At 64.5% G+C, this 18,094-nt stretch carries 16 protein-coding genes; all 16 read right to left on the bottom strand.

Annotated elements, in window-relative coordinates:
* Positions 1-17: 17 nt before the first annotated feature.
* Positions 18-1,322: an O-antigen ligase family protein gene (locus tag ACW5E8_RS04495; RefSeq protein WP_456964281.1), complete on the bottom strand. Its 1,305-nt coding sequence runs from the start codon at positions 1,320-1,322 to the stop codon at positions 18-20.
* Positions 1,319-2,188, bottom strand: a complete 870-nt coding sequence (locus tag ACW5E8_RS04490; protein ID WP_456964280.1) for a hypothetical protein — start codon at positions 2,186-2,188, stop codon at positions 1,319-1,321. Before ACW5E8_RS04490 ends, ACW5E8_RS04495 begins: the two co-directional genes overlap by 4 nt.
* 787 nt (positions 2,189-2,975) lie before the next feature.
* Positions 2,976-3,635: a methyltransferase domain-containing protein gene (locus tag ACW5E8_RS04485; RefSeq protein ID WP_456964279.1), complete on the bottom strand. Its 660-nt coding sequence runs from the start codon at positions 3,633-3,635 to the stop codon at positions 2,976-2,978.
* On the bottom strand, positions 3,625-4,998 hold the full coding sequence (locus ACW5E8_RS04480; RefSeq protein ID WP_456964278.1) for a lipopolysaccharide biosynthesis protein: 1,374 nt from the start codon (positions 4,996-4,998) through the stop codon (positions 3,625-3,627). Before ACW5E8_RS04480 ends, ACW5E8_RS04485 begins: the two co-directional genes overlap by 11 nt.
* Before the next feature lie 26 nt (positions 4,999-5,024).
* Positions 5,025-6,098, bottom strand: coding sequence for a DegT/DnrJ/EryC1/StrS family aminotransferase (locus ACW5E8_RS04475; RefSeq protein WP_456964277.1), 1,074 nt, complete (start codon positions 6,096-6,098; stop codon positions 5,025-5,027).
* Positions 6,098-6,682, bottom strand: a complete 585-nt coding sequence (gene wbpD / locus ACW5E8_RS04470; RefSeq protein WP_456964276.1) for a UDP-2-acetamido-3-amino-2,3-dideoxy-D-glucuronate N-acetyltransferase — start codon at positions 6,680-6,682, stop codon at positions 6,098-6,100. Before wbpD ends, ACW5E8_RS04475 begins: the two co-directional genes overlap by 1 nt.
* Positions 6,683-6,687: 5 nt before the next feature.
* Positions 6,688-7,632, bottom strand: coding sequence for a Gfo/Idh/MocA family protein (locus ACW5E8_RS04465; RefSeq protein WP_456964274.1), 945 nt, complete (start codon positions 7,630-7,632; stop codon positions 6,688-6,690).
* 45 nt (positions 7,633-7,677) lie between these two features.
* Complete coding sequence (gene tviB / locus ACW5E8_RS04460; RefSeq protein ID WP_456964273.1) at positions 7,678-8,961, bottom strand: Vi polysaccharide biosynthesis UDP-N-acetylglucosamine C-6 dehydrogenase TviB; 1,284 nt, start codon at positions 8,959-8,961, stop codon at positions 7,678-7,680.
* Positions 8,958-10,376, bottom strand: coding sequence for an O-antigen ligase family protein (locus ACW5E8_RS04455; RefSeq protein WP_456964272.1), 1,419 nt, complete (start codon positions 10,374-10,376; stop codon positions 8,958-8,960). Before ACW5E8_RS04455 ends, tviB begins: the two co-directional genes overlap by 4 nt.
* An 81-nt stretch (positions 10,377-10,457) precedes the next feature.
* Positions 10,458-10,886: a hypothetical protein gene (locus ACW5E8_RS04450; protein ID WP_456964271.1), complete on the bottom strand. Its 429-nt coding sequence runs from the start codon at positions 10,884-10,886 to the stop codon at positions 10,458-10,460.
* A 151-nt stretch (positions 10,887-11,037) separates the two neighbouring features.
* Positions 11,038-11,496 (bottom strand): hypothetical protein, encoded by a 459-nt coding sequence (locus ACW5E8_RS04445; RefSeq protein ID WP_456964270.1) that lies wholly within the window; start codon positions 11,494-11,496, stop codon positions 11,038-11,040.
* 79 nt (positions 11,497-11,575) lie between these two features.
* On the bottom strand, positions 11,576-12,736 hold the full coding sequence (locus ACW5E8_RS04440) for a tetratricopeptide repeat protein (RefSeq protein WP_456964269.1): 1,161 nt from the start codon (positions 12,734-12,736) through the stop codon (positions 11,576-11,578).
* Positions 12,733-14,145 carry a J domain-containing protein gene (locus ACW5E8_RS04435; protein WP_456964268.1) on the bottom strand — a complete coding sequence of 471 codons (1,413 nt, stop codon included), beginning with the start codon at positions 14,143-14,145 and terminating at the stop codon, positions 12,733-12,735. Before ACW5E8_RS04435 ends, ACW5E8_RS04440 begins: the two co-directional genes overlap by 4 nt.
* A 27-nt stretch (positions 14,146-14,172) precedes the next feature.
* The gene (locus ACW5E8_RS04430; RefSeq protein ID WP_456964267.1) at positions 14,173-16,461 is read right to left on the bottom strand and encodes a GumC family protein; all 2,289 of its coding nucleotides are present in this window, start codon (positions 16,459-16,461) and stop codon (positions 14,173-14,175) included.
* A gap of 27 nt (positions 16,462-16,488) precedes the next feature.
* Positions 16,489-17,193 (bottom strand): polysaccharide biosynthesis/export family protein, encoded by a 705-nt coding sequence (locus tag ACW5E8_RS04425; protein ID WP_456964266.1) that lies wholly within the window; start codon positions 17,191-17,193, stop codon positions 16,489-16,491.
* A gap of 29 nt (positions 17,194-17,222) precedes the next feature.
* Positions 17,223-18,017 (bottom strand): tyrosine-protein phosphatase, encoded by a 795-nt coding sequence (locus tag ACW5E8_RS04420; RefSeq protein WP_456964265.1) that lies wholly within the window; start codon positions 18,015-18,017, stop codon positions 17,223-17,225.
* Positions 18,018-18,094 lie beyond the last annotated feature (77 nt).

Below are 18,094 nucleotides of genomic sequence, written 5' to 3'. Positions count from 1 at the left end.
GTCGGCAAAACAAAAGATCAGTAGTGTGAATCGGCATGTCCATCAATGAGACCCCGAGCACCCTCCGCCTCCCGCACTTCATGGGCTGCATCCGCCTCCACTGAATCTCGAAATGGATTCCGTTGCTTCTGACTCATCCTGATCGCCAACGCAACAAATGCCACCATCAGCCAGAACTCGCGCTTTCTGAGATGGTACGTATAGCCCCACCCCACCATCAAGCCAATAGTCAGCGGAAGGAGAAGATAGAGGAGCCTTGCCCACATATTCGAAAGATGGAACTTTGATTCCCTATACATCCCCATTAGAAATGACACCATAAACCAGCTATAAGCAACAACCCCCGATGCGCCGCCATAAGCGGCAATGGCTAAGTATGTCGAATGAATCTCATGGCTCTGATAAACATCTCTAACATTGTCAAGCCCAACCCCAATAATAGGGGAATCAGAGAACGCTGACATCGTTGATTGAATATTCTCCGCCAAAAAACCATCTTGGAAAGAGTCTAGAGCCGACATTGCGAACTTTGTCTCAAGTCGCCATCTTAAACCTGAGACCTCACCCAGCGCCCACTGAAAGAGCGCAAGGCCGATAGTCCCGATAAGCGCACTGGCAACGACAAAACTGATCGCGGCCCTTTTGTCACGTCGCGAGGCCGAGCCAAAAAGCAGAACCAGGACTAGTACAACTACTCCTACAGCAAATGCCAGAATAGAGGCGCGCTTTAGCGTGAAAACGAGCGCTAAGAAAGTCACAATGCCGGACGCCACGTACAGAAACCTGCGCGGAACGATTCCGGACATTATCAGTGCTGTGATTACAAACACATGCAGGCCAAAGTACGCCCCTGCCTGCCCCGTGTTTCTGAAGGGGCCCTGTAAACCGCCTAGACTTCTGCTCGATATTAAGCCCGGCAATAGCAGAAAATCGGTCACGCAAACCAAGGCAAGTGCACCAATGACGAGCACATACCATCGCAGGAGTCGACTCAGCCATCCCTCCGGCAATCCCGCCAACAGGTTCACAATCACGATCGACCCAACCAAGCAAAAGACCAGGACAACCAACTCCATCAATGCCCGATCTTTGTTAACTGCAAGAACGGTCGCCAACAAGAACACCACGACCATCGGAAAAGCCGCTAAATGGACTCTTGGGAGCAGCAACCGTTTCGTTGCGATTGCATTGAAGGCAGCAATGCACATCAACCCAACAAGAACCAAGTCCGAAATCACTACACGCTGACTGTCATCCACCTCCAGGAATGCAGAGAGGGCAATGTATGTCAGCACAAGGGCGACAACGAGCAAATGCTTCATTTGTGATCCCAATCTTTGCGCCGGGATCCAGCAAGCATCACGTCATACAGAGCCATGGCCTGCCGTTCTCGCGTGTACGTCAAGATCGCAGCTTCTGACGGCGAGAACCAGGCCAAGTCTTCGCCAGCCAAGCGCGCTTTCAATGCAACAGAAATTGTCTCACGTGAGTCTTCGGTGCAAATGCCCGTACGAGTCTCTCTCAGTAGCGCACCAATTGCAGAAGAACGACGACTCCCGAGACTGAGAATGGGCACGCCGGTCGAAATATACTCAAACACCTTGCCTGTCAAAACGCCCGAGGCTTGTGGCAGCGGGCTTTCCATCAGAAGCAAGAGATCTGCACCTGACTGTGCAGCCAATGCTTCGTCCCGCCTTACATGACCGTGAACTCGAAGAAGATGACGAAATCGTTCGGTCCGCCGAACTGAGTCAAGGCCGTCTGTTTGCCCCCCGTACACGTGAACTTCAATGACACCTCGAGGTATGTCACCAGCGCTTTCTAGGTCGACAATCGTATCTAGAAGGGGCGAGATATCCTGAAGTCCAGGGTAGATTTTGCCTGTGTAGACGATTCGCAGCGGCAGGGTCGGCTGAGCAAGACTTCGCTTGAGCGTGGCGCGCAGCGCGTCAGGATCTACGTCAAAGCCATTCGTGATCGTGGCATATGGCTTCTGAAGCCAGGCCCCCTGCTGCTCGGCAAGCTCATCCGAGACGCTAGTGATGAAATCAGCATGCTCGCCCACCGTGGCCAGCTCAACATCACGCTCAGCGTGGCGCTGCGCCTCCGACCAATGAACGGCATGGTTGAAGCTCCACAAGTCGCGATAGTCAGCGATCCACATCAACCGGGGGCACTTCGCCTTCATGGCTGCGGCTATCTGATGCACGCCGCGCGGATCATATGTACTTACGACGAAGTCGCTTCGGTCTGCCCACTCAGCAATGTATGGGGCACAAGCCGCTACCCACCCCTCTCGTGGACTCCCTGCATTGACGCCTCGCGCAAAAATCGATCTAAGAGCCTTTTTGGCTAACGGCCGCAACCACCCGCCAAGGAGCCACCCACCCACCCTCTTGGCCTTGGAAGCATAATCAATTTCGATTACCTGAACCCCTGGCAAGTCAGGCAACTGCAAATCAAGTGGAGCATCGTATGCATACTTTCGCGCCGTAACGACCAGAACGTCGGCGCCGGCCAAACTCCAGTATTTTGCCCAACTATACGGCCTGTGAGCCGCGATCGAGTTGCGCGGCGGCCAAGCAAATGTAACGATGCAGATTCTTGGTTGATTCATAGTGGAAACAGATACTTTTACCGCTTGAAGTGCCGAGACGACCACCTACCAACTGCCCAATCAGAGCAGGCATAACGCCATATATGGTTGCAGTTGATACTTAGATCGCTTCTGGAATCAGTCGCAATCCGTGTGGAATGACCTTCGCCTGAGCTGAGCGGGCAGGCTCAAGATCCAAGCGCAACACATTGCTCTCGTAACGTCTTGCGCCTGGACTTTGCGCACTTCTGGCATATTGGCGTCGCGTTTCTTCCCACAATGCACGATGACATCCGCCACACCTTCATGAACGCGGATTGCCCGAGAGACGGCAACGGCCTTGATGACTACGGCCTTGCGCGGACTATCGTGACGATCTTCAGGCCTCTTCCGCTCTCGCCTCTATTAAAAGGAAATCAGAGACCGATGCCGACAGAAGCCACTGAGGCAAAGCGAAATTGAAACCAGCCAATGAAAACCTGACTGGCACTACATGCCACGTGAAACTGCGGAACCCCGCTCTCTGCAAATAACCACGCAAGCGCGAACGGTTGAAATCGACAACGTGGCCTGCGACCCAATTGCCGTCTTCCGAAAGAACACCCGACCCGCCGAGCGGCGGCCCGCAATCACCGGATGCCGCCATGTTCGGCAGACCACCAAGCAAGACCTTGAACCGCGACTTCAGCGAAGCGATGTTAGGTACGCTGATCACCGCCGCTCCGGTCGGCTTGAGCACACGCGCCATCTCTCTGACGAATGGACCGCCCATGGTCAGGTGCTCCAGTACTTCTGTGCAGATAACGACATCGCAGCTTTCGTCATCGAACGGGAGACGCACCTGGGGGTCGTTGATATCGATTCGTATGTCGGGTTCGCCAAATTTGTCCACCGTCGTCCAACTCCGCGCGGAGAAGTCGTTTCTGAAGGAAGCGTCATTTGAACCCACCTCCACAACATTGGATTCCGACGTCACAATGCGACGCAAGATGGATTGCGTTGCCTCCAGACGATGCTTGCCGATGACTTCATTTTGCATAATCAACCCACTCCATGCCTAGCCGCACCAATACTCCAAAGCCAACCCATCCGACCAAGGTGACGAGAGTCTTACGGGCTTGTTGTAGCAACGATCGCACTCCGCAGCCGGATAGCTTGTAGAACACGACGCTCAAGACCAGATAGTAAGCCGCCGCCGAGACAGCGTAGCTTTCAACTATGTGATCCGGCGTGAACTTCACCACGAGCAGAATTACGCCAACACGCAGGACAAGGCCGAATATTGCGAGGAGCAGCATTCTTGCCTGCTGCATTCGCACATGCATCACCATCGAAACCGGGGACGACAGGAACTGCAGTACAGACCATGGGGTCATCCAGGCAAGCAAATCTCCGGCCCTTCGCCATTCTTCGCCGAAGACCAGTGCGAATACCGGAGACGCGACGATACCCGCAAACAGGAGCGGCCCGACACCCGTCTTCACCAATCCACCGAAAATGCGTGCGGTGAATGCTGGAAGCGATCCCTGCCGCAATTCCTCAGGGGCCCGTGAAAGGTACACCTGTGCAACCGATGCCCCGATGAGCGCCATCGGAGCCGCCATCACCCTGGTCGCCAGCATCAGATAACCGGCTTCCGGCCCGATCGCCAAGGCGGCGATGATGATGACTGGCAACTGGCTGCCCGCCGTGTTGGCAAGCGCCTCCAGCGCGGAGTATTTGGGGAACCGCGAGTATTCACGCAATGCGGTGGTCATAGACGCGCGCGTGACCGACCGCAAAGCCGTGCGGTCCTCGCGCCAAGCATCGCGCGCCAGACCGAACAGACCGGCACCTCCGCTGATCATGTGGCCCAACAACAATCCGAACGGTCCTGCACCCAGCCAGCCTGCCCCAGCCTGCGTCCCCACGCCGCCAAGCGCCTGCACCATGCGCGTGCGCGCGATGCGTGTGAACTTTTTCTTCCGCGTCGACCAGTACTGGACCGCTGCATAGGAACTCGCAATCCAGACCCCGAGCGGCACCATCCACAGGTAGGGCGCGAACGCGGGCACCCCGAGGCGGCCGGCGATCCATCCCGGGAAGCAGGCAAGCGCCAGCACCACGATGAGCGCAAAGCCGAACGAACTGCAAAGCGCCACCACCAACAGGCTGGCAGCAGCCTCATCGCGGGCCGGTATCGGGATCGCGATTTCCAGCCGCAGGCAGGCCACGACGGTCAGAATCGCCAGCAATGACGCATAGACCGCCAGCACACTAAACTCGGCCGGCGTGTAAAGCCTCGTCAGGATCGGCAATGCCAGTAATGCAAGCGCTTGGGCGAATGCCGTCCCTCCGACCAGAGTTCCAACTGAGTGCACGAACCCATGCCGTGCACCCAACTTGGCCCGGATGGCTTTCAATGCAGAACTCGGCGACATTCCAAGGCCTAGGCGATGGCCCTGGCGATCCTGGCCAGGTCGGCTGCAGCAAGGTATGGATGCATCGGCAAGCTGATCACCTGCTCTGCCGCCAGGTCCCCATGCGGAAGCTTGACCGAGTCGTCCGTTACCGCGGGCTGCTTGTTCAACGGAAGCGGATAATGGATGGCAGTGGGAATGCCGGCATCCTGCAACCTCTGCTTCACGTTCGGCCTATCCCTTACCCGCACGGTGAACTGCGCCCACGCGCTGGTGTTGCTCGGCGCGACATGCGGCGTCTCGATACCGGCTTCGCACAGCATTCGCGCATACTCGTCCGCCACGCGTTGGCGCGCTGCTAGTTCATCATCCAGGATCTCCAGCTTGGGCAGCAGGATCGCCGCCTGCAGCGTATCCAGGCGGCTGTTCATGCCAACGCGAACGTGGTGATAGCGCTTTTCCTGGCCATGCCTCGCGACCTGCCGCATGATTTTCGCCAGTTCGTCGTCGCTGGTGAAGACCGCGCCGCCGTCGCCGTAGCAGCCCAGCGGCTTGCTGGGAAAGAAGCTGGTAGTGGCGATCGTGGTCAGGTTGCAACTCTTGCGGCCCTTGTAGGTCGCACCGAAACTCTGCGCGGCATCCTCGATCACGGGCAGGCCATGCTTGGCGGCAATGGCATTGATCGCATCGTAATCGGCGCACTGTCCATAGAGGGACACCGGAATGATGGCCTTGGTGCGCGGCGTGATCGCCGCTTCCAGCAATGCTGGGTCGAGGTTGTACGTCCGCGGGTCGATGTCCACATAAACCGGCCTGGCGCCCAGCACTGCGGCCGCCTCGGCCGTGGCGATATAGGTGAAGCCCGGGGTAATTACTTCATCCCCCGGCCCGACGCCAAGGGCCATGAGGGCGATCTGCAGCGCGTCGGTCCCGTTGGCGACGCCGATGCAGTACTTCGCGCCGGTGTAGGCGGCCAGCTTCTCTTCCAGTTCCGCCACTTCTGGGCCGAGGATGTACTGGCCATGGGCCAGCACGCGGGCTATGCCGGCGTCGATCTGGTCCTTGATCCGAGCCTGCTGCGACTTGAGGTCGATGAAGTCCATCAAGCGGCCTCCTGTCTCATCAATTGGCCGCCTCGCAGATGGTAGCGGCCGCCCGTGTGGCTACAGACCGCTTCGCCGTCCCCCGACAGAGGCAGATCGAGCTGCTCGCCGAACTCGCTCATCCAGCCGATCTGGCGTGCGGGAACCCCCACCATCAATGCATAGGCGGGGACGTCCTTGTTGACCACTGCGCCGGCCCCCACGAAGGCATACTCCCCGATGGTGACGCCGCAAATGATCGTGCAGTTCGCGCCCAGGGTGGCCCCTTTCTTCACCAGCGTGTCGCGGTACTCGTCCTTGCGTTCGATAAGTGACCGCGGGTTGTAGACGTTGGTGAACACCATGCTGGGACCACAGAACACGCCCTCCTCCAGATGCACGTTGTCGTAGACCGACACGTTGTTCTGGATCTTGCACTTGTCCGCAATGGTGACCTTGTTGCCGACAAACACGTTCTGTCCCAGCGATACGCCCTGACCGATCCTGGCGCCCGCGCAGATGTGCGCGAAATGCCACACACGGGAACCTTCGCCAATCTGAGCGCCTTCGTCGACGATCGCGCTGGGATGCTGGTAAAAGCCCATGCTAGTTACCTCCTTACGAAAGGGTGGTAGTCGCCGGTCAATGCCGCCGGTGTGGCGCCACGGATAGCAGCCACAGTTGCGATGGCGGTTCTGTTTTCCTCCAGCCCGAACCCTCGTCCTGCAAGTATTTCTTCGTAGCTGCGGACGTGCAGGTCGGTGAAGCCGCCGGAGAACTCGATCTCCTCGCCATCCACCGTGATCGATCGGTAGGTCCGCTGGCCGGCGCCCCGCGGACCTTCCGGGACGTCTTCGACATCCACCGACAGGAACCAGCGCACACGGGCGTGTTCGTATTCGAGGTATCCAGCCGCCTTGGTGTCTTCGTCCAGGTGCACGACGTTGTCCTGCAGTGCGCCAAAGATGAAATGCAGCATGTCGAAGAAGTGCACGCCAATGTTTGTCGCAATACCGCCGGACTTCTTGACGTCACCCTTCCAGCTCTGCAGGTACCAATTGCCGCGCGAAGTGATATAGGTCAGGTCGACCTCATGCTTCGTGTCGCGCCGCTCCGATTGCACGCGCTCCCGCAGCGCCATGATCGCCGGGTGCACGCGCAGCTGCAGGATCGTGTTGACCCTGTGCCCGGTGTCACGCTCCATCTCGACCAGGCCATCGATATTCCACGGGTTCAACACCAGTGGCTTCTCGCAGATGGCATCGGCGCCCGCACGCAGGGCAAAGCGCATATGCGAATCGTGGAGGTAGTTCGGCGAGCAGATCGACACATAGTCGATGCGCTTGTCGCCCTTGCTCCGGTGCATCTTGTCGACGTGGCGATCGAACCGCTCGAACTCGGTAAAGAAGTCGGCCTCTGGAAAGTGGCTATCGATGACGCCAACAGAATCGTTCGGGTCGTAGGCAGCGACGAGGTTGTTGCCCGTCGTCTTGATGGCCTGCATGTGACGCGGCGCGATGTAACCGGCTGCGCCGATCAGTGCAAAGTTCTTCATTTATTTCTCAAGTCTTGTTGTTCGAGACGAAGTATGGCGGCCTTGTCAAAGCCGCCCGTCCACCGCTTCCCGCGGCAACACATACTTCACGTCATACAGCACCGCCCCCGGCTTGCCGTGCGCGCGAATCCCCGCCGCACCCAGCTTCCGGAACTCCTCGTGCCCCACCGCCACGATGATGGCGTCGTACTCACCCTCGCCCGGCTTGCACAGCGACAGCCCGTACTCGTGCTTCGCCTCGCCCGCATCCACCCACGGGTCGCACACGTCGACGCGCGCGTTGTAACCCTGCAGCGCGCCGATGATGTCCACCACCCGCGTATTCCGCAGGTCCGGGCAGTTCTCCTTGAACGCCAGACCCAAGATCAGGATCCGCGCGCGCACCGGGTTGATGCCGTTGCGCACCATCAGCCGGATCACTTCGCCCGCCACGTACGCACCCATGCCATCGTTGGTGCGGCGCCCGGCCAGGATCACGTCCGGGTGGTGCCCCACTTCCTGCGCCTTGTGCGTCAGGTAGTACGGATCCACGCTGATACAGTGCCCGCCCACCAGGCCCGGGCGGAACGGCAGGAAGTTCCACTTGGTACCGGCGGCCTCCAGCACTTCCAGCGTGTCGATGCCGAGCTTGTTGAACAGGATCGCCAGGTCGTTGACCAGAGCGATATTGAGGTCGCGCTGCGTGTTCTCGATCACCTTGGCGGCCTCCGCCACCTTGATGCTGCTGGCCTTGTGGGTGCCGGCGGTGATGATGCTGGCGTACAGCGCGTCCACGAAGTCCGCGGCGGCCGGCGTGGAGCCGGAGGTCACCTTCATGATGGTGGTGACGCGGTGCTGCTTGTCGCCGGGATTGATGCGCTCGGGGCTGTAGCCGCAGAAGAAATCGACGTTGAACTTCAGCCCGCTCTCGCGCTCCAGGATCGGTACGCACACTTCCTCGGTGCAGCCGGGGTACACGGTGGATTCGTACACCACGGTGTCGCCGGCCTTCAGCACCCTGCCCAGCGATTCGCTGGCCTTGCGCAACGGGGTGAGATCCGGGCGGCGGGCGCTGTCGATGGGCGTGGGCACGGTGACCACGTACACGTTGCAGTCGCGGATGCCTTCGGGATCGCTGGTAAAGCCCAGCCGCGTGGCGCTGGCCAGGAGATCTGGCTCGACCTCGAGCGTGCTGTCGCGGCCGGCGCGCAGCTCTTCAACGCGCGCGGCGTTGATGTCGAAGCCCACGGTGGCGTACTGCTTGCCGAACTCCACGGCCAGCGGCAGGCCCACGTAGCCCAGGCCCACCACGGCGATGCGGGTGTCCTGAGGTGAAGGAAACTGGTTCATCGAATATTGTCCCCATGCAAGGTCAGCGATGCTTCCGGCGTGTCGGAAGGCTTCGCTATCGAACGTCGGTTACCACCGGTTGCGGCCTGCGACGCGGCGATGGCGGCCAGTGCCGCAGCCACCGCCAACAGCGCAGGGGTGCGTAGCGGATAGTCCACCACCGAGTGCGCCAGCACCGCGCCCAGTGCCACCAGCGCGGTCATGCCCAGGCCACGCGCGTGCGCGGACTGCTTGAGCAGCCCATGCAAGGTCAGTGCCAATGCCGCGGCGCCCAGCAGCATGGCCAGGATCGCAGGCACGCCGGCCTCGAGCCACCACTGCGAGTACTCGTTGTGGGCGTGGTTGACGTAGTTCCCCATCAGCAGGTCGCGCGGTGCTTCCTGCTCGAACACCGGCACGTAGCTGCCCACGCCGGCGCCCATGGGGGCGAAGCGTGCGGCGATGTCGCCGGTGACGGCGCGCAGCGGGGCGCGCAGCTCGTCGACGGCATCCACCTGCATCCAGCGCAGTGCGAGGAACAGGGCCAGCGCGGCGACGCCGAGCGTGGCGGCCAGGGCCATGCGGCTGCGGGTCCCGCCGCGCCAGGCCGGCCAGTGCGCGGCCACGACCAGGGCGCTGGCCAGGATGATCAGGATCACGCCCGCGCGCGAGCCGGTCAGCGGCAAGGCCACGGCCGCCAGCAGCATCACCAACGCGGCCACGACGGCGTGCACCACGCGATGCGGGCGGTCCTGCGGCCAGGCACCGATGGCCATCGCCAGGCGCGAACAGGCCAGCGTGGCCGCGACCACCAGCAGGGTGGCCTGGTGGTTGGGGTTGGCGAAGAAGCCGTTCATTGCCGGCTTCCACTGCGGGTAGGGATTGAGCGCGCTTTCCGGCGGCGCGCCGAGCTGCGCGATGCCCAGCAGCAGGCTGGCCATGGCCAGCACCACCACCAGCTGCACCACGCGTCGCTGGGCGGCGTGCGGCAGCGACAGGACCATCGCGAAAACCGCGAGTGCAGGCAGCAGGTGGAACAGCGCCGCGCGCGTGGCGGCGGGCGCCAGCGACCAGTGTGCGGGCGCCTGGGCGCCGAACTGCGCGAGATCCCCAGCCAGGGCCGCCCTGCCCGCTCCGCCGGCCACGGAGGCCGGCAGCACGGCCTGCAGCAGCGGGATGGCGACCAGGGCCACGGCAAATGCCAGCCAGGCACCATGGACAGGACTGCCCGGCCGCCGCAGCAGGCGCCAGCCAGCCCAGGCCAGCAGCGGCAGGGCCAGAAGCTGGGCAACGAAGTCGCCGCCCGAGGACTCCTGCGAGCTGCCCCCGGTCATCACGCACAGCGCGACCAGCACGCATGCGGCCGCCAGGCCCATGCGGGCCTGGAGATCGAGCGTGCTGTCGTGTTGGTGTGCCCCGGCGTCTGCGCCGCGCATGCTGTGTCCTGCCCCTGCAAACGAAAGCGGGACGGGTTACCCCGTCCCGCCGTTGATTCCGAGTTTACGCCTTGGGCGCGATCAGCGGCTGACCGGCGGCGGCTCCACGTAGGGGGTCTCGTCCATGGCGTTGAGCGCGGCGGCGCCGGCCACGGCAATGCCGCTGATGATGGCCGCACCACCCATGTCCACGCCGGTGGCGGTGCCACCCGCGGAGGCCGAAGCAGCGGCGACGCAGGTGGCCGGCACGCCATGCACGCCGGCGGCGGTCAGCGGCTGGGTGCAGCCGTTGGGATAGACCAGGGTGGCCTGGCTGCCTTCGGTCAGCATGACGCGGCTGCCGGGGGCGAGTTGGCTGCCCGAGGTTGCGGTCACGAACTCGCCGCCATTGCTGACCATGGCGCTGCCGATGTCGACGCGAAGCGTGGCGCCGCCCTGCTGGGCGAACGCGGGGGCTGCGAACAGCACGGTGGCCAGGGCAGCGGCGATCAGGGTGCGGGGCTTGTTCATGGAATCCTTCCAGTGATATCGGGTAAGTCCGGCAAATGTTGCACCGCAATAGAGACTACGCAGGAGGGTGCTCGGGTGCAACAGGTACTCGGCCGGATTTGTCTGTTTTATCAGCAGCATGCGACGGCTTTGTGAAGCCCTGCTATTCAGCTTACGGGCTGATCGGTGGAACCGGAGGGCTCGTCCCACCACCGCCGCCCCCACCACCACCGCCCGCCGCGGCCGCGATCACCGCCACGCCGCCCACCACGCCCGCGATCACGCCAGCACTGGGACCACCGGAGCGGGTGCCGGGAAGGCTGCAGTCGGCTTCAACGGTGTACACCCCGGCCGTGGCCAGCGCCTTCTGGCAGCCGCCGCTGTAGCTGAGCGTGGCCGAGCTGCCTTCCGACACCAGCACGCGGTCGCCTGCGGCCAGGACCTGGCCGGGAGCGGCCTGGGTGAACTCGCCACCGGTGCTGACCAGCACGGAGCCGCTGTCGATGCCGAGCGCGATGCCCGGATCAGCTGCAGGCTCCACTTCGACTATCGGGGTGGTGTCTTGCGCCTGGACCACGAACGCGGCGAGCGCCAGGGCGCTTGAAACGATGAAACGGGACAACGTACGCAAGGCGGTTCCTTCCCTGGGTGATGTGGATGCAGTGCCAGTCCGGCACAGCAGTCAATTATAACGCATAAACCGTGCCAAATCACCTTTCGATGCGGACGTCCGCGATGTGAAGCTCTCCGCGGAGGATCTGCGCCACGCCGCGGGGCGCCGGATTTGCCAGCCGGAGCCATTGGCCTTCGCAGCCCGGCGCCGCTGGAACGGTGAACGGCAGCTCCAGATCCACCCAGTCGCGCGCCTCGCGCACGCGGGCGCCGCTGGCGATGCGGGTGCGGCCGTCGCTGCAGACCAGGCGCCATTCCAGGCCCTGGTCGGAGCGCAGGCCGGAGGTGCGGGCACGCAGGCGGAGCACGTGCTCGCCCGGCGCCAGAAGCATCGGAACTTCGAAGCCGGGCTGGGCCACGGAACGCCCGAGGAAGCGCAGGCGCGCGGCATGGCGGCCGTTGCCGGTTTCGATGCGGTCGAACAGCACGCCGGGCGTGCGGCGCACGCGCCAGTCGAATCCGGACGATGACGGTGGGCGTCGGAAATCGCCGTTCCACGGGACAGGCAGGCGGTCCGGCGTCTGGTCGAGCCCGCTGACCCAGCGTGCGTATGCGCTACCCCAGCGACCGCCGCGGAGCATGCCGTCGATCCAGCGCGCGGTTTCATCCGCGTCCAGGCCGCCCTGCGCACGGAGCGCGCCGTGCAGGTTGTCGGCGGCCTCGGGCAGTCCGCTGGCGGTGGCGGCGCGGAGGATCGGGCCGCGCCAACGGGGGCGCTGCACGAGATGCGTGGCGAGCGCATCGGCGAAGGCCGGATCCTGTGTCAGCTGGGCGATGAGCTTGAGCAATTCGCTGCGCTGCGCGGGGGTGACGGTCAGGAGTGCATCGAGATGGTCGGCGGCCGCGGGGAAATCGCCCGACTGCAGGGCGTCGGTGGCCAGCCAGCCGCGGACGTTGGGATCGCGCGGGGCGCGGCGGGCGGCGGTTTCGTAGCGGGCGCGGGTGGCGGCGTCTCCGCCCTGCCCGTCCTCGGCGCGGGCGATCAGGCCGAAGGCGCGGCCAAGGGCCGGTTCGCGCGCGAGTACGTCGCGGGCGATGGTGGCGGCGCGCGCGGTATCGCCTTGTTGAAGCGCGGCGTCGGCGGAGACGAGATCGTCTTGAAGCTGCTGCTGTTCGCCGCGCGTGGTGAGCAGGGCCACGCCGGTGGCGATCAATGCAGCGACCAGGGCCGCGAAGGCAAACCAGCGGGCGGGGCTCATCGTGCCGACTCCAGGTGCAGGTCGACAACGCGCCACTGGCGGTCGCGACGGGTGAGGTCGATGCGCAGCACGCCGGTTTCCACGGTGCCGCGGCGGGCATCGAGGCGGTAGGCGGCGGACATCGAGGCGGCGCCGCTGTCGAGCGTCCAGTTGGGAGCGTCGAGCTCCATGCGCCTGGGTGCCCTGCCCTCGTGGCGCGTATGCAGCCGGCTGCGAAGCCCGGCGGCTTCCAGGCGGGTGGGCATGTCGATCCAGGCGGGCTCGGTGCTGCTGGTGGTGAGCAGGTAGTCGGTGATGCCGCGGATGGTGTCCTCGGCTTCGAGGAACAGCTGCATCGGATCTTCCGGGGCCGCCTCTGCCTTTGTAGGAGCAACTCTTGTGGGAGCAGCTCTTGTGGGAGCAGCTATAGCTGCGATTTCTCTCTCTTCAAACAGAACCGCTTCAGCCGGCACCACTGCCCTTGCAGGAGCAGCCATGGCTGCGATTCCTATCTCTTCAACCAGCACCGACTCCCTCGGCCCCACTGCTCTTGTAGGAGCAGCTACAGCTGCGACCTCTCCCAACATTTCCATCGCCGTCATTTCCACAGGCCTGTCCGGTGCAATCAGCGGGGTTGGAATCGCATCTATAGCTGCTCCCACAGGGGTCGGCGCAGCGGGCGCGGCGTGGGCCGTGGGGGCCGGCGTCGGTGCAGCCTGTGCGCGGGGCGCCATGGCGGGGTCTTCGAGGCTGTCCTGGCGGGTGATGGCCAGCCAGGCGAGGACGAGGCAGAAGATTCCGAGGACGGCCACGAAGGCGGGTGCGGCGTGTGCGCGCCAGGGGGGCGTGGGTTCGGCCAGCGCGGCGCCGCTGCCTGTGGGAGCAGCGATGGCTGCGATGTGCGCTGCGTTGTGGGCTGCGCGCTTTGGTCGGGGTGTGGGGGTCGCAGCTGTAGCTGCTCCCACAAGGGCAGGAGCGGGGGCAGGAATGGGGGGAAGGCTCTGGTCGTACTGGGCGCGCGCGGCGTCGGTGCGGAGCTGGTTCCAGGCCTGGTTGACGCGGCTGCTGAGGGCGGAATCCCACTGGGCACCCGGGCTCCGGTCGGGATGCAGCCAGCGCAGCAGCAGGCGGTGGTGGTCGCGCAGGGTGGCGTGGTCGGCGCCGCGGTCGGTGCCGAGCATGCGGTAGGCGTCGGCGTCTTCGGTCAGCAGGATCTGCTGCACGTAGAAGCGGGCGGCCTCGACCAGTTCGGCTTCGTGGTAGCCGGTGCGCCCGGCGGCGCTGTGGGCGCCTCCGGCGGAACCGGACGCAATCGCGAGCACTTCACCTACGCCGGGCGGCAGCGGGCGTTCGCGCAGGGCCGTCCGCAGCGCGGGCGCGCGCAGCAGGCCCAGTGCGACATCGAGTGCTTCGCCGCCCTCTCCCCTCATTCCTCCGCGGGCCCCCACCCCATCGCGCTACTTCCCGGCCAGCTTCGGCTGGGTCCCGTAGGAGTAGTACGAAGCGTAGTCGTAGCCATAGCCGGCCACCTTTGCATCGTAGTGGGTCATGAGCGCGCCGATCACCCGCGCGCGCGCGGCGGCCAGGCGCTTGATCGCGGCCTGGGCGGTCTTGATGCGCGTGTTGCCGGCCTGGATGACCAACAAGGTGCCGCCGGCGACGTTCGAGAGGATCGGCGCATCGGCGATACCGAGCACCGGTGGGCCGTCGATGATCACCTGGTCGTACTTCTCGGCGGCCACGGTCAGCATCGACAGCAGCCTGCTGCCCGAGAGCAGCTCGGCGGGATTGGGCGGCAGCGGGCCGGCCAGCACCACCTTCAGGCGCTCGTCGTCGGTGTCCATGATCACCTGGTTGGCGCTGGCGGCGCCGGCCAGCAGGCTGGACAGGCCGGTGTCGGATCGCACGCCCAGCACGCGGTGCAGCGACGGATTGCGCAGGTCGGCTTCGATCAGCAGCACGCGCTTGCCGAGCTGCGCGAAGTTGCGCGCCAGCGTGTGCGCGGTGGTGGACTTGCCTTCCGATGCGCTGGGGCTCGTGACCAGCAGGACCTTGGGCACGCCCTGGTCGGTGGAGAACTGCAGCGCAGTGCGCACCGAGCGGTAGGCCTCGGCAAAGGCCGAGCGCGGATCCGCCATGGCGGCGGCGACGCTCTGCTTCTTCAGGTGCGGGATGATGCCGAGCACCGCCAGCCGCAGATGCTGCTCGATGTCTTCCGGGCCCTTCAGGGTGTCGTCCAGGAACTCGAGCACGAAGGCGATCAGCACGCCCAGCATCAGGCCCAGCATCAGGCCGATGGCGAGGTTGAGCGGCAGGTTTGGCTTGAAGCGCCCGGTCGGCGCGATGGCGCGGTCGACGATGGAGATGTTGTTGGTGCCCACGCCCGCACCGGCAGCCACGCCGACTTCCTTGTAGCGCTGCAGCAGGCTGTCGTAGAGCTGGCGGTTGGTATCGACCTCGCGACGCAGGATGTTGTAGTCGATCGAGCGGCTGTCGACATCGAGCGTCCGGGTGCGCAGGCCGTCGATCTGGGCCACGAGCATGTTCTCGCGGGTCTGCGCGGCGTCGTATTCGGCCTTGATGGACGCGCGTACAGAGGCGCGCTCCTGGCCGATCTGGCGGTCGACTTCGTCGATCTGGCCCTTCAGCGCCTGCATGCTCGGGTAGTCGGGCTTGAAGGTCTTGAGCTGCTGCTGGTACTGCGCATTGAGCGTGGCGCGCTGCTGCTGCAGGGTGTTGAGGATGGAGTTGCCGATCGCACCCGCCGGCAGCGCGCCGCCGCCCGACACCTGGCTCCATGCCGCCTGCGCGGTGATGCGGTCGTTCTGGGCCGAGGCCAGCGCAGCGTTGAGCGCGCCGAGGTTCTGGCTTTCCAGGCTCTGGCTGCCCTCGCCGCTGGTGACGATGTTTTCCTTCGTGGCGAAGGCGACCAGCGAACGCTCGGATTCTTCCAGCCGGCCCTTGGCCAGCGCGAGCTGCTCTTCGATGTACTTGCTGGCGTAGGACGACGCATCGAACTTGCGCTCGATGGCGTGGGCGATGAAACCGTCGGCCACGGCGTTGACCACCCGCGCCGAGAACGCCGGCAGCGTGGAATCGAAGTGCACGCGCACCAGGCGCGAGTTGCGGATCGGCTCAACGGTCAGGCCGTTGCGCACGATGCCGACCGCCTGGCCCAGCGCGACGAGCTCATCGCCGACTTCGCCTTCGCTCCCGTCCATCGCCGCGTCCGCCGTGTCCTGCACCTGCGGCCGCAGGGCGCCGGTGGCCCGCTGCCACCATCCTGTGGAGTCGAGGCGTTCGACGGTGGTGCCGTCGATATTGAGTTCGTTGGCGACGCGCTCGGCCAGGGCGCGGCTTTTCAGCAGCTCGTACTGGGTGGTGAGGAAGTCGGGCGCGGCGGCTTCGGCATTGCCCATGCCTTCCGCCTGCAGGATCTGCACCGACTCGCGGTCGATCTGCAGCACGGCGGTGGCGCGGTACACCGGCGGCATCATCAGCGTGGCGATCAGCGCCAGCGCGACCACCGTGCCGAGCACGCCCAGCACCAGCCACTTGCGCTTGACCAGGATGCGCCAGTAGGCGAGCAGGTCGATCTCGTCCTCGTCGCCACTGCGCTTGTCGTCGAACATTTCCAGCGCAAGCGCGCGCTGGCCGGCCGGCTGCAGCGCCTGGTCGCGCCGTGCAGGCAGCCTGTCATCGCCGGCATCTCCGCCTCGTGCCACCGGCAGCTGGTCGTCATGCATCCGTTCGGTACCCCGTCGTCATTCCGTTCAAAGCGCGAAGAACAGGCCCAGCGCCGGCACCGTCCGCAGGAACTCGCGGAAGGCCGACTTGCTGCCGGAACGTTCGATCACGATGATGTCGTCGCCATACACCTGCGGATCGTCCATGTCGCCGCGACGCACCGCGGCCAGGTCGAAGGCGGCCGCCATGCGCTCGCCGTTGACGTGCCGGAACAGCACCACGCCCTCGAGGTCGGCGAATTCGTCCAGGCCTTCGGCCATCGCCACCGCCTGCAGCAGCGTGGTCTTGCCGGTGAGCGGATAGATGCCGGGCTTCTTGACCGCGCCCTCCAGCGTCACCCGCTGGCTGGTGTATTCCTTGACGAAGATGCTGACCTGCGGGTTCTGCAGGTAGCCGTCGGCGTATTTCGCCGCCAGTTCCTTCTCCAGCTCCGGCACGGTGCGGCCACCGGCCATGACGCCGCCCACCAGGGGCACGTTGATCATGCCGTTGGAATTCACGCGTGCCTGGTGGTTGAGTTCGGTCACGCCGAAGACGCTGATCTCGAGCAGGTCCTGGGCCCCGACGCGGTAATCGGTCGCACCCTCATAGGCGCCCGAGGCGGAGGTGGTGTCGGGCGGCGGCAAGGTCACGCCCATGTGCGCGCGATGGGCGGCGCGGTTGGGCGACGCACACGCGCCCAGCAGCAAAGCAAACACGGCCGCGATCAGGAATCGGCTGGCTTTTTTCATGGGGGTACCTCGGAAAATCGTGACGGCGCTCAGGCAGTGCGCAGGAACCGCGCCAACAGGCCACGGCGACGGGACGTGGGCTCCGGCGCCTTCAGGGGCGGCAGTGTACCGGGTGCTGCGTCCGCCACGATGCCTGCAGGGCGCGTATTCACCATGTGATTGGCCTCGTCGGCGCCCACCAGGGCGGTCGCGGCCTCGCGCGCTTCCGCCAGGAACGGGGGCCGGCGCTCAGGATGATGGGCGTCCGTGGCAAGGATGTGGCAGTGCCCTTCGCCCACGAAACGCTCGCCCCAGTGCTTCGCACGGCGGCCGTGGCGGCCGGTGAGCGCGCCGGCGGTGACCTGGATCCAGGCGCCGCGGTGGGCCACGCGGACGAATGTGTCGTAGTGCTGCTCCACCCAGGTGAGACGTTCCGGATGTGTGATCACCGGCACATAACCTGAGGCGAGCAGTTCGAACAGCGTCTCTTCCAACCGCGGCGGGGCGACGTGGTGCGGCGGTTCGAACAGGAGATAGCGCGAGCCGGCGATGGTCGGGATGCGGCCGCTGCGGATGCCGGCGACCAGGTTCTGGTCGAGGTGCACGTCGGCGCCTTCCACCAGCTTCAGCGCGATGCCCTCGCGATCGAGCTCGCCCTGCAGGCGGGCGATGGCCTCGCGGATGGCGGGGCCGGTGTTTTCGTACAGGCCGGGATAGATATGCGGCGTGCAGGCGGTCAGCGTGATGCCATCGGCCACGGCCATGCGCGCCATCTGCAGCGACATCGCCAGATCGGTGGCGCCGTCGTCGATGGCGGGAAGCAGGTGGCAGTGGAGGTCATACAAAGCCGTGATTCCCTGGGTGGGTTCCGGGCAGCCCGAGATTTTACAGTTCCCAACCTCGCCGTTGCGTGAGCAGCGAT

The sequence above is a fragment of the Luteimonas sp. A649 genome, from assembly GCF_054072735.1.
Note: the sequence above shows the minus strand (reverse complement) of the source record. Positions and strands in the feature narration are given on the sequence as shown.

Coding starts and splice junctions, on each gene's coding strand:
- ACW5E8_RS04495 (WP_456964281.1), bottom strand. CDS start 1,322: ATGAAGCATTTGCTCGTTGTCGCCCTTGTGCTGACATACATTGCCCTC.
- ACW5E8_RS04490 (WP_456964280.1), bottom strand. CDS start 2,188: ATGAAGGCGAAGTGCCCCCGGTTGATGTGGATCGCTGACTATCGCGAC.
- ACW5E8_RS04485 (WP_456964279.1), bottom strand. CDS start 3,635: ATGCAAAATGAAGTCATCGGCAAGCATCGTCTGGAGGCAACGCAATCC.
- ACW5E8_RS04475 (WP_456964277.1), bottom strand. CDS start 6,098: ATGGACTTCATCGACCTCAAGTCGCAGCAGGCTCGGATCAAGGACCAG.
- wbpD (WP_456964276.1), bottom strand. CDS start 6,682: ATGGGCTTTTACCAGCATCCCAGCGCGATCGTCGACGAAGGCGCTCAG.
- ACW5E8_RS04465 (WP_456964274.1), bottom strand. CDS start 7,632: ATGAAGAACTTTGCACTGATCGGCGCAGCCGGTTACATCGCGCCGCGT.
- tviB (WP_456964273.1), bottom strand. CDS start 8,961: ATGAACCAGTTTCCTTCACCTCAGGACACCCGCATCGCCGTGGTGGGC.
- ACW5E8_RS04455 (WP_456964272.1), bottom strand. CDS start 10,376: ATGCGCGGCGCAGACGCCGGGGCACACCAACACGACAGCACGCTCGAT.
- ACW5E8_RS04450 (WP_456964271.1), bottom strand. CDS start 10,886: ATGAACAAGCCCCGCACCCTGATCGCCGCTGCCCTGGCCACCGTGCTG.
- ACW5E8_RS04440 (WP_456964269.1), bottom strand. CDS start 12,736: ATGAGCCCCGCCCGCTGGTTTGCCTTCGCGGCCCTGGTCGCTGCATTG.
- ACW5E8_RS04435 (WP_456964268.1), bottom strand. CDS start 14,145: ATGAGGGGAGAGGGCGGCGAAGCACTCGATGTCGCACTGGGCCTGCTG.
- ACW5E8_RS04430 (WP_456964267.1), bottom strand. CDS start 16,461: ATGCATGACGACCAGCTGCCGGTGGCACGAGGCGGAGATGCCGGCGAT.
- ACW5E8_RS04425 (WP_456964266.1), bottom strand. CDS start 17,193: ATGAAAAAAGCCAGCCGATTCCTGATCGCGGCCGTGTTTGCTTTGCTG.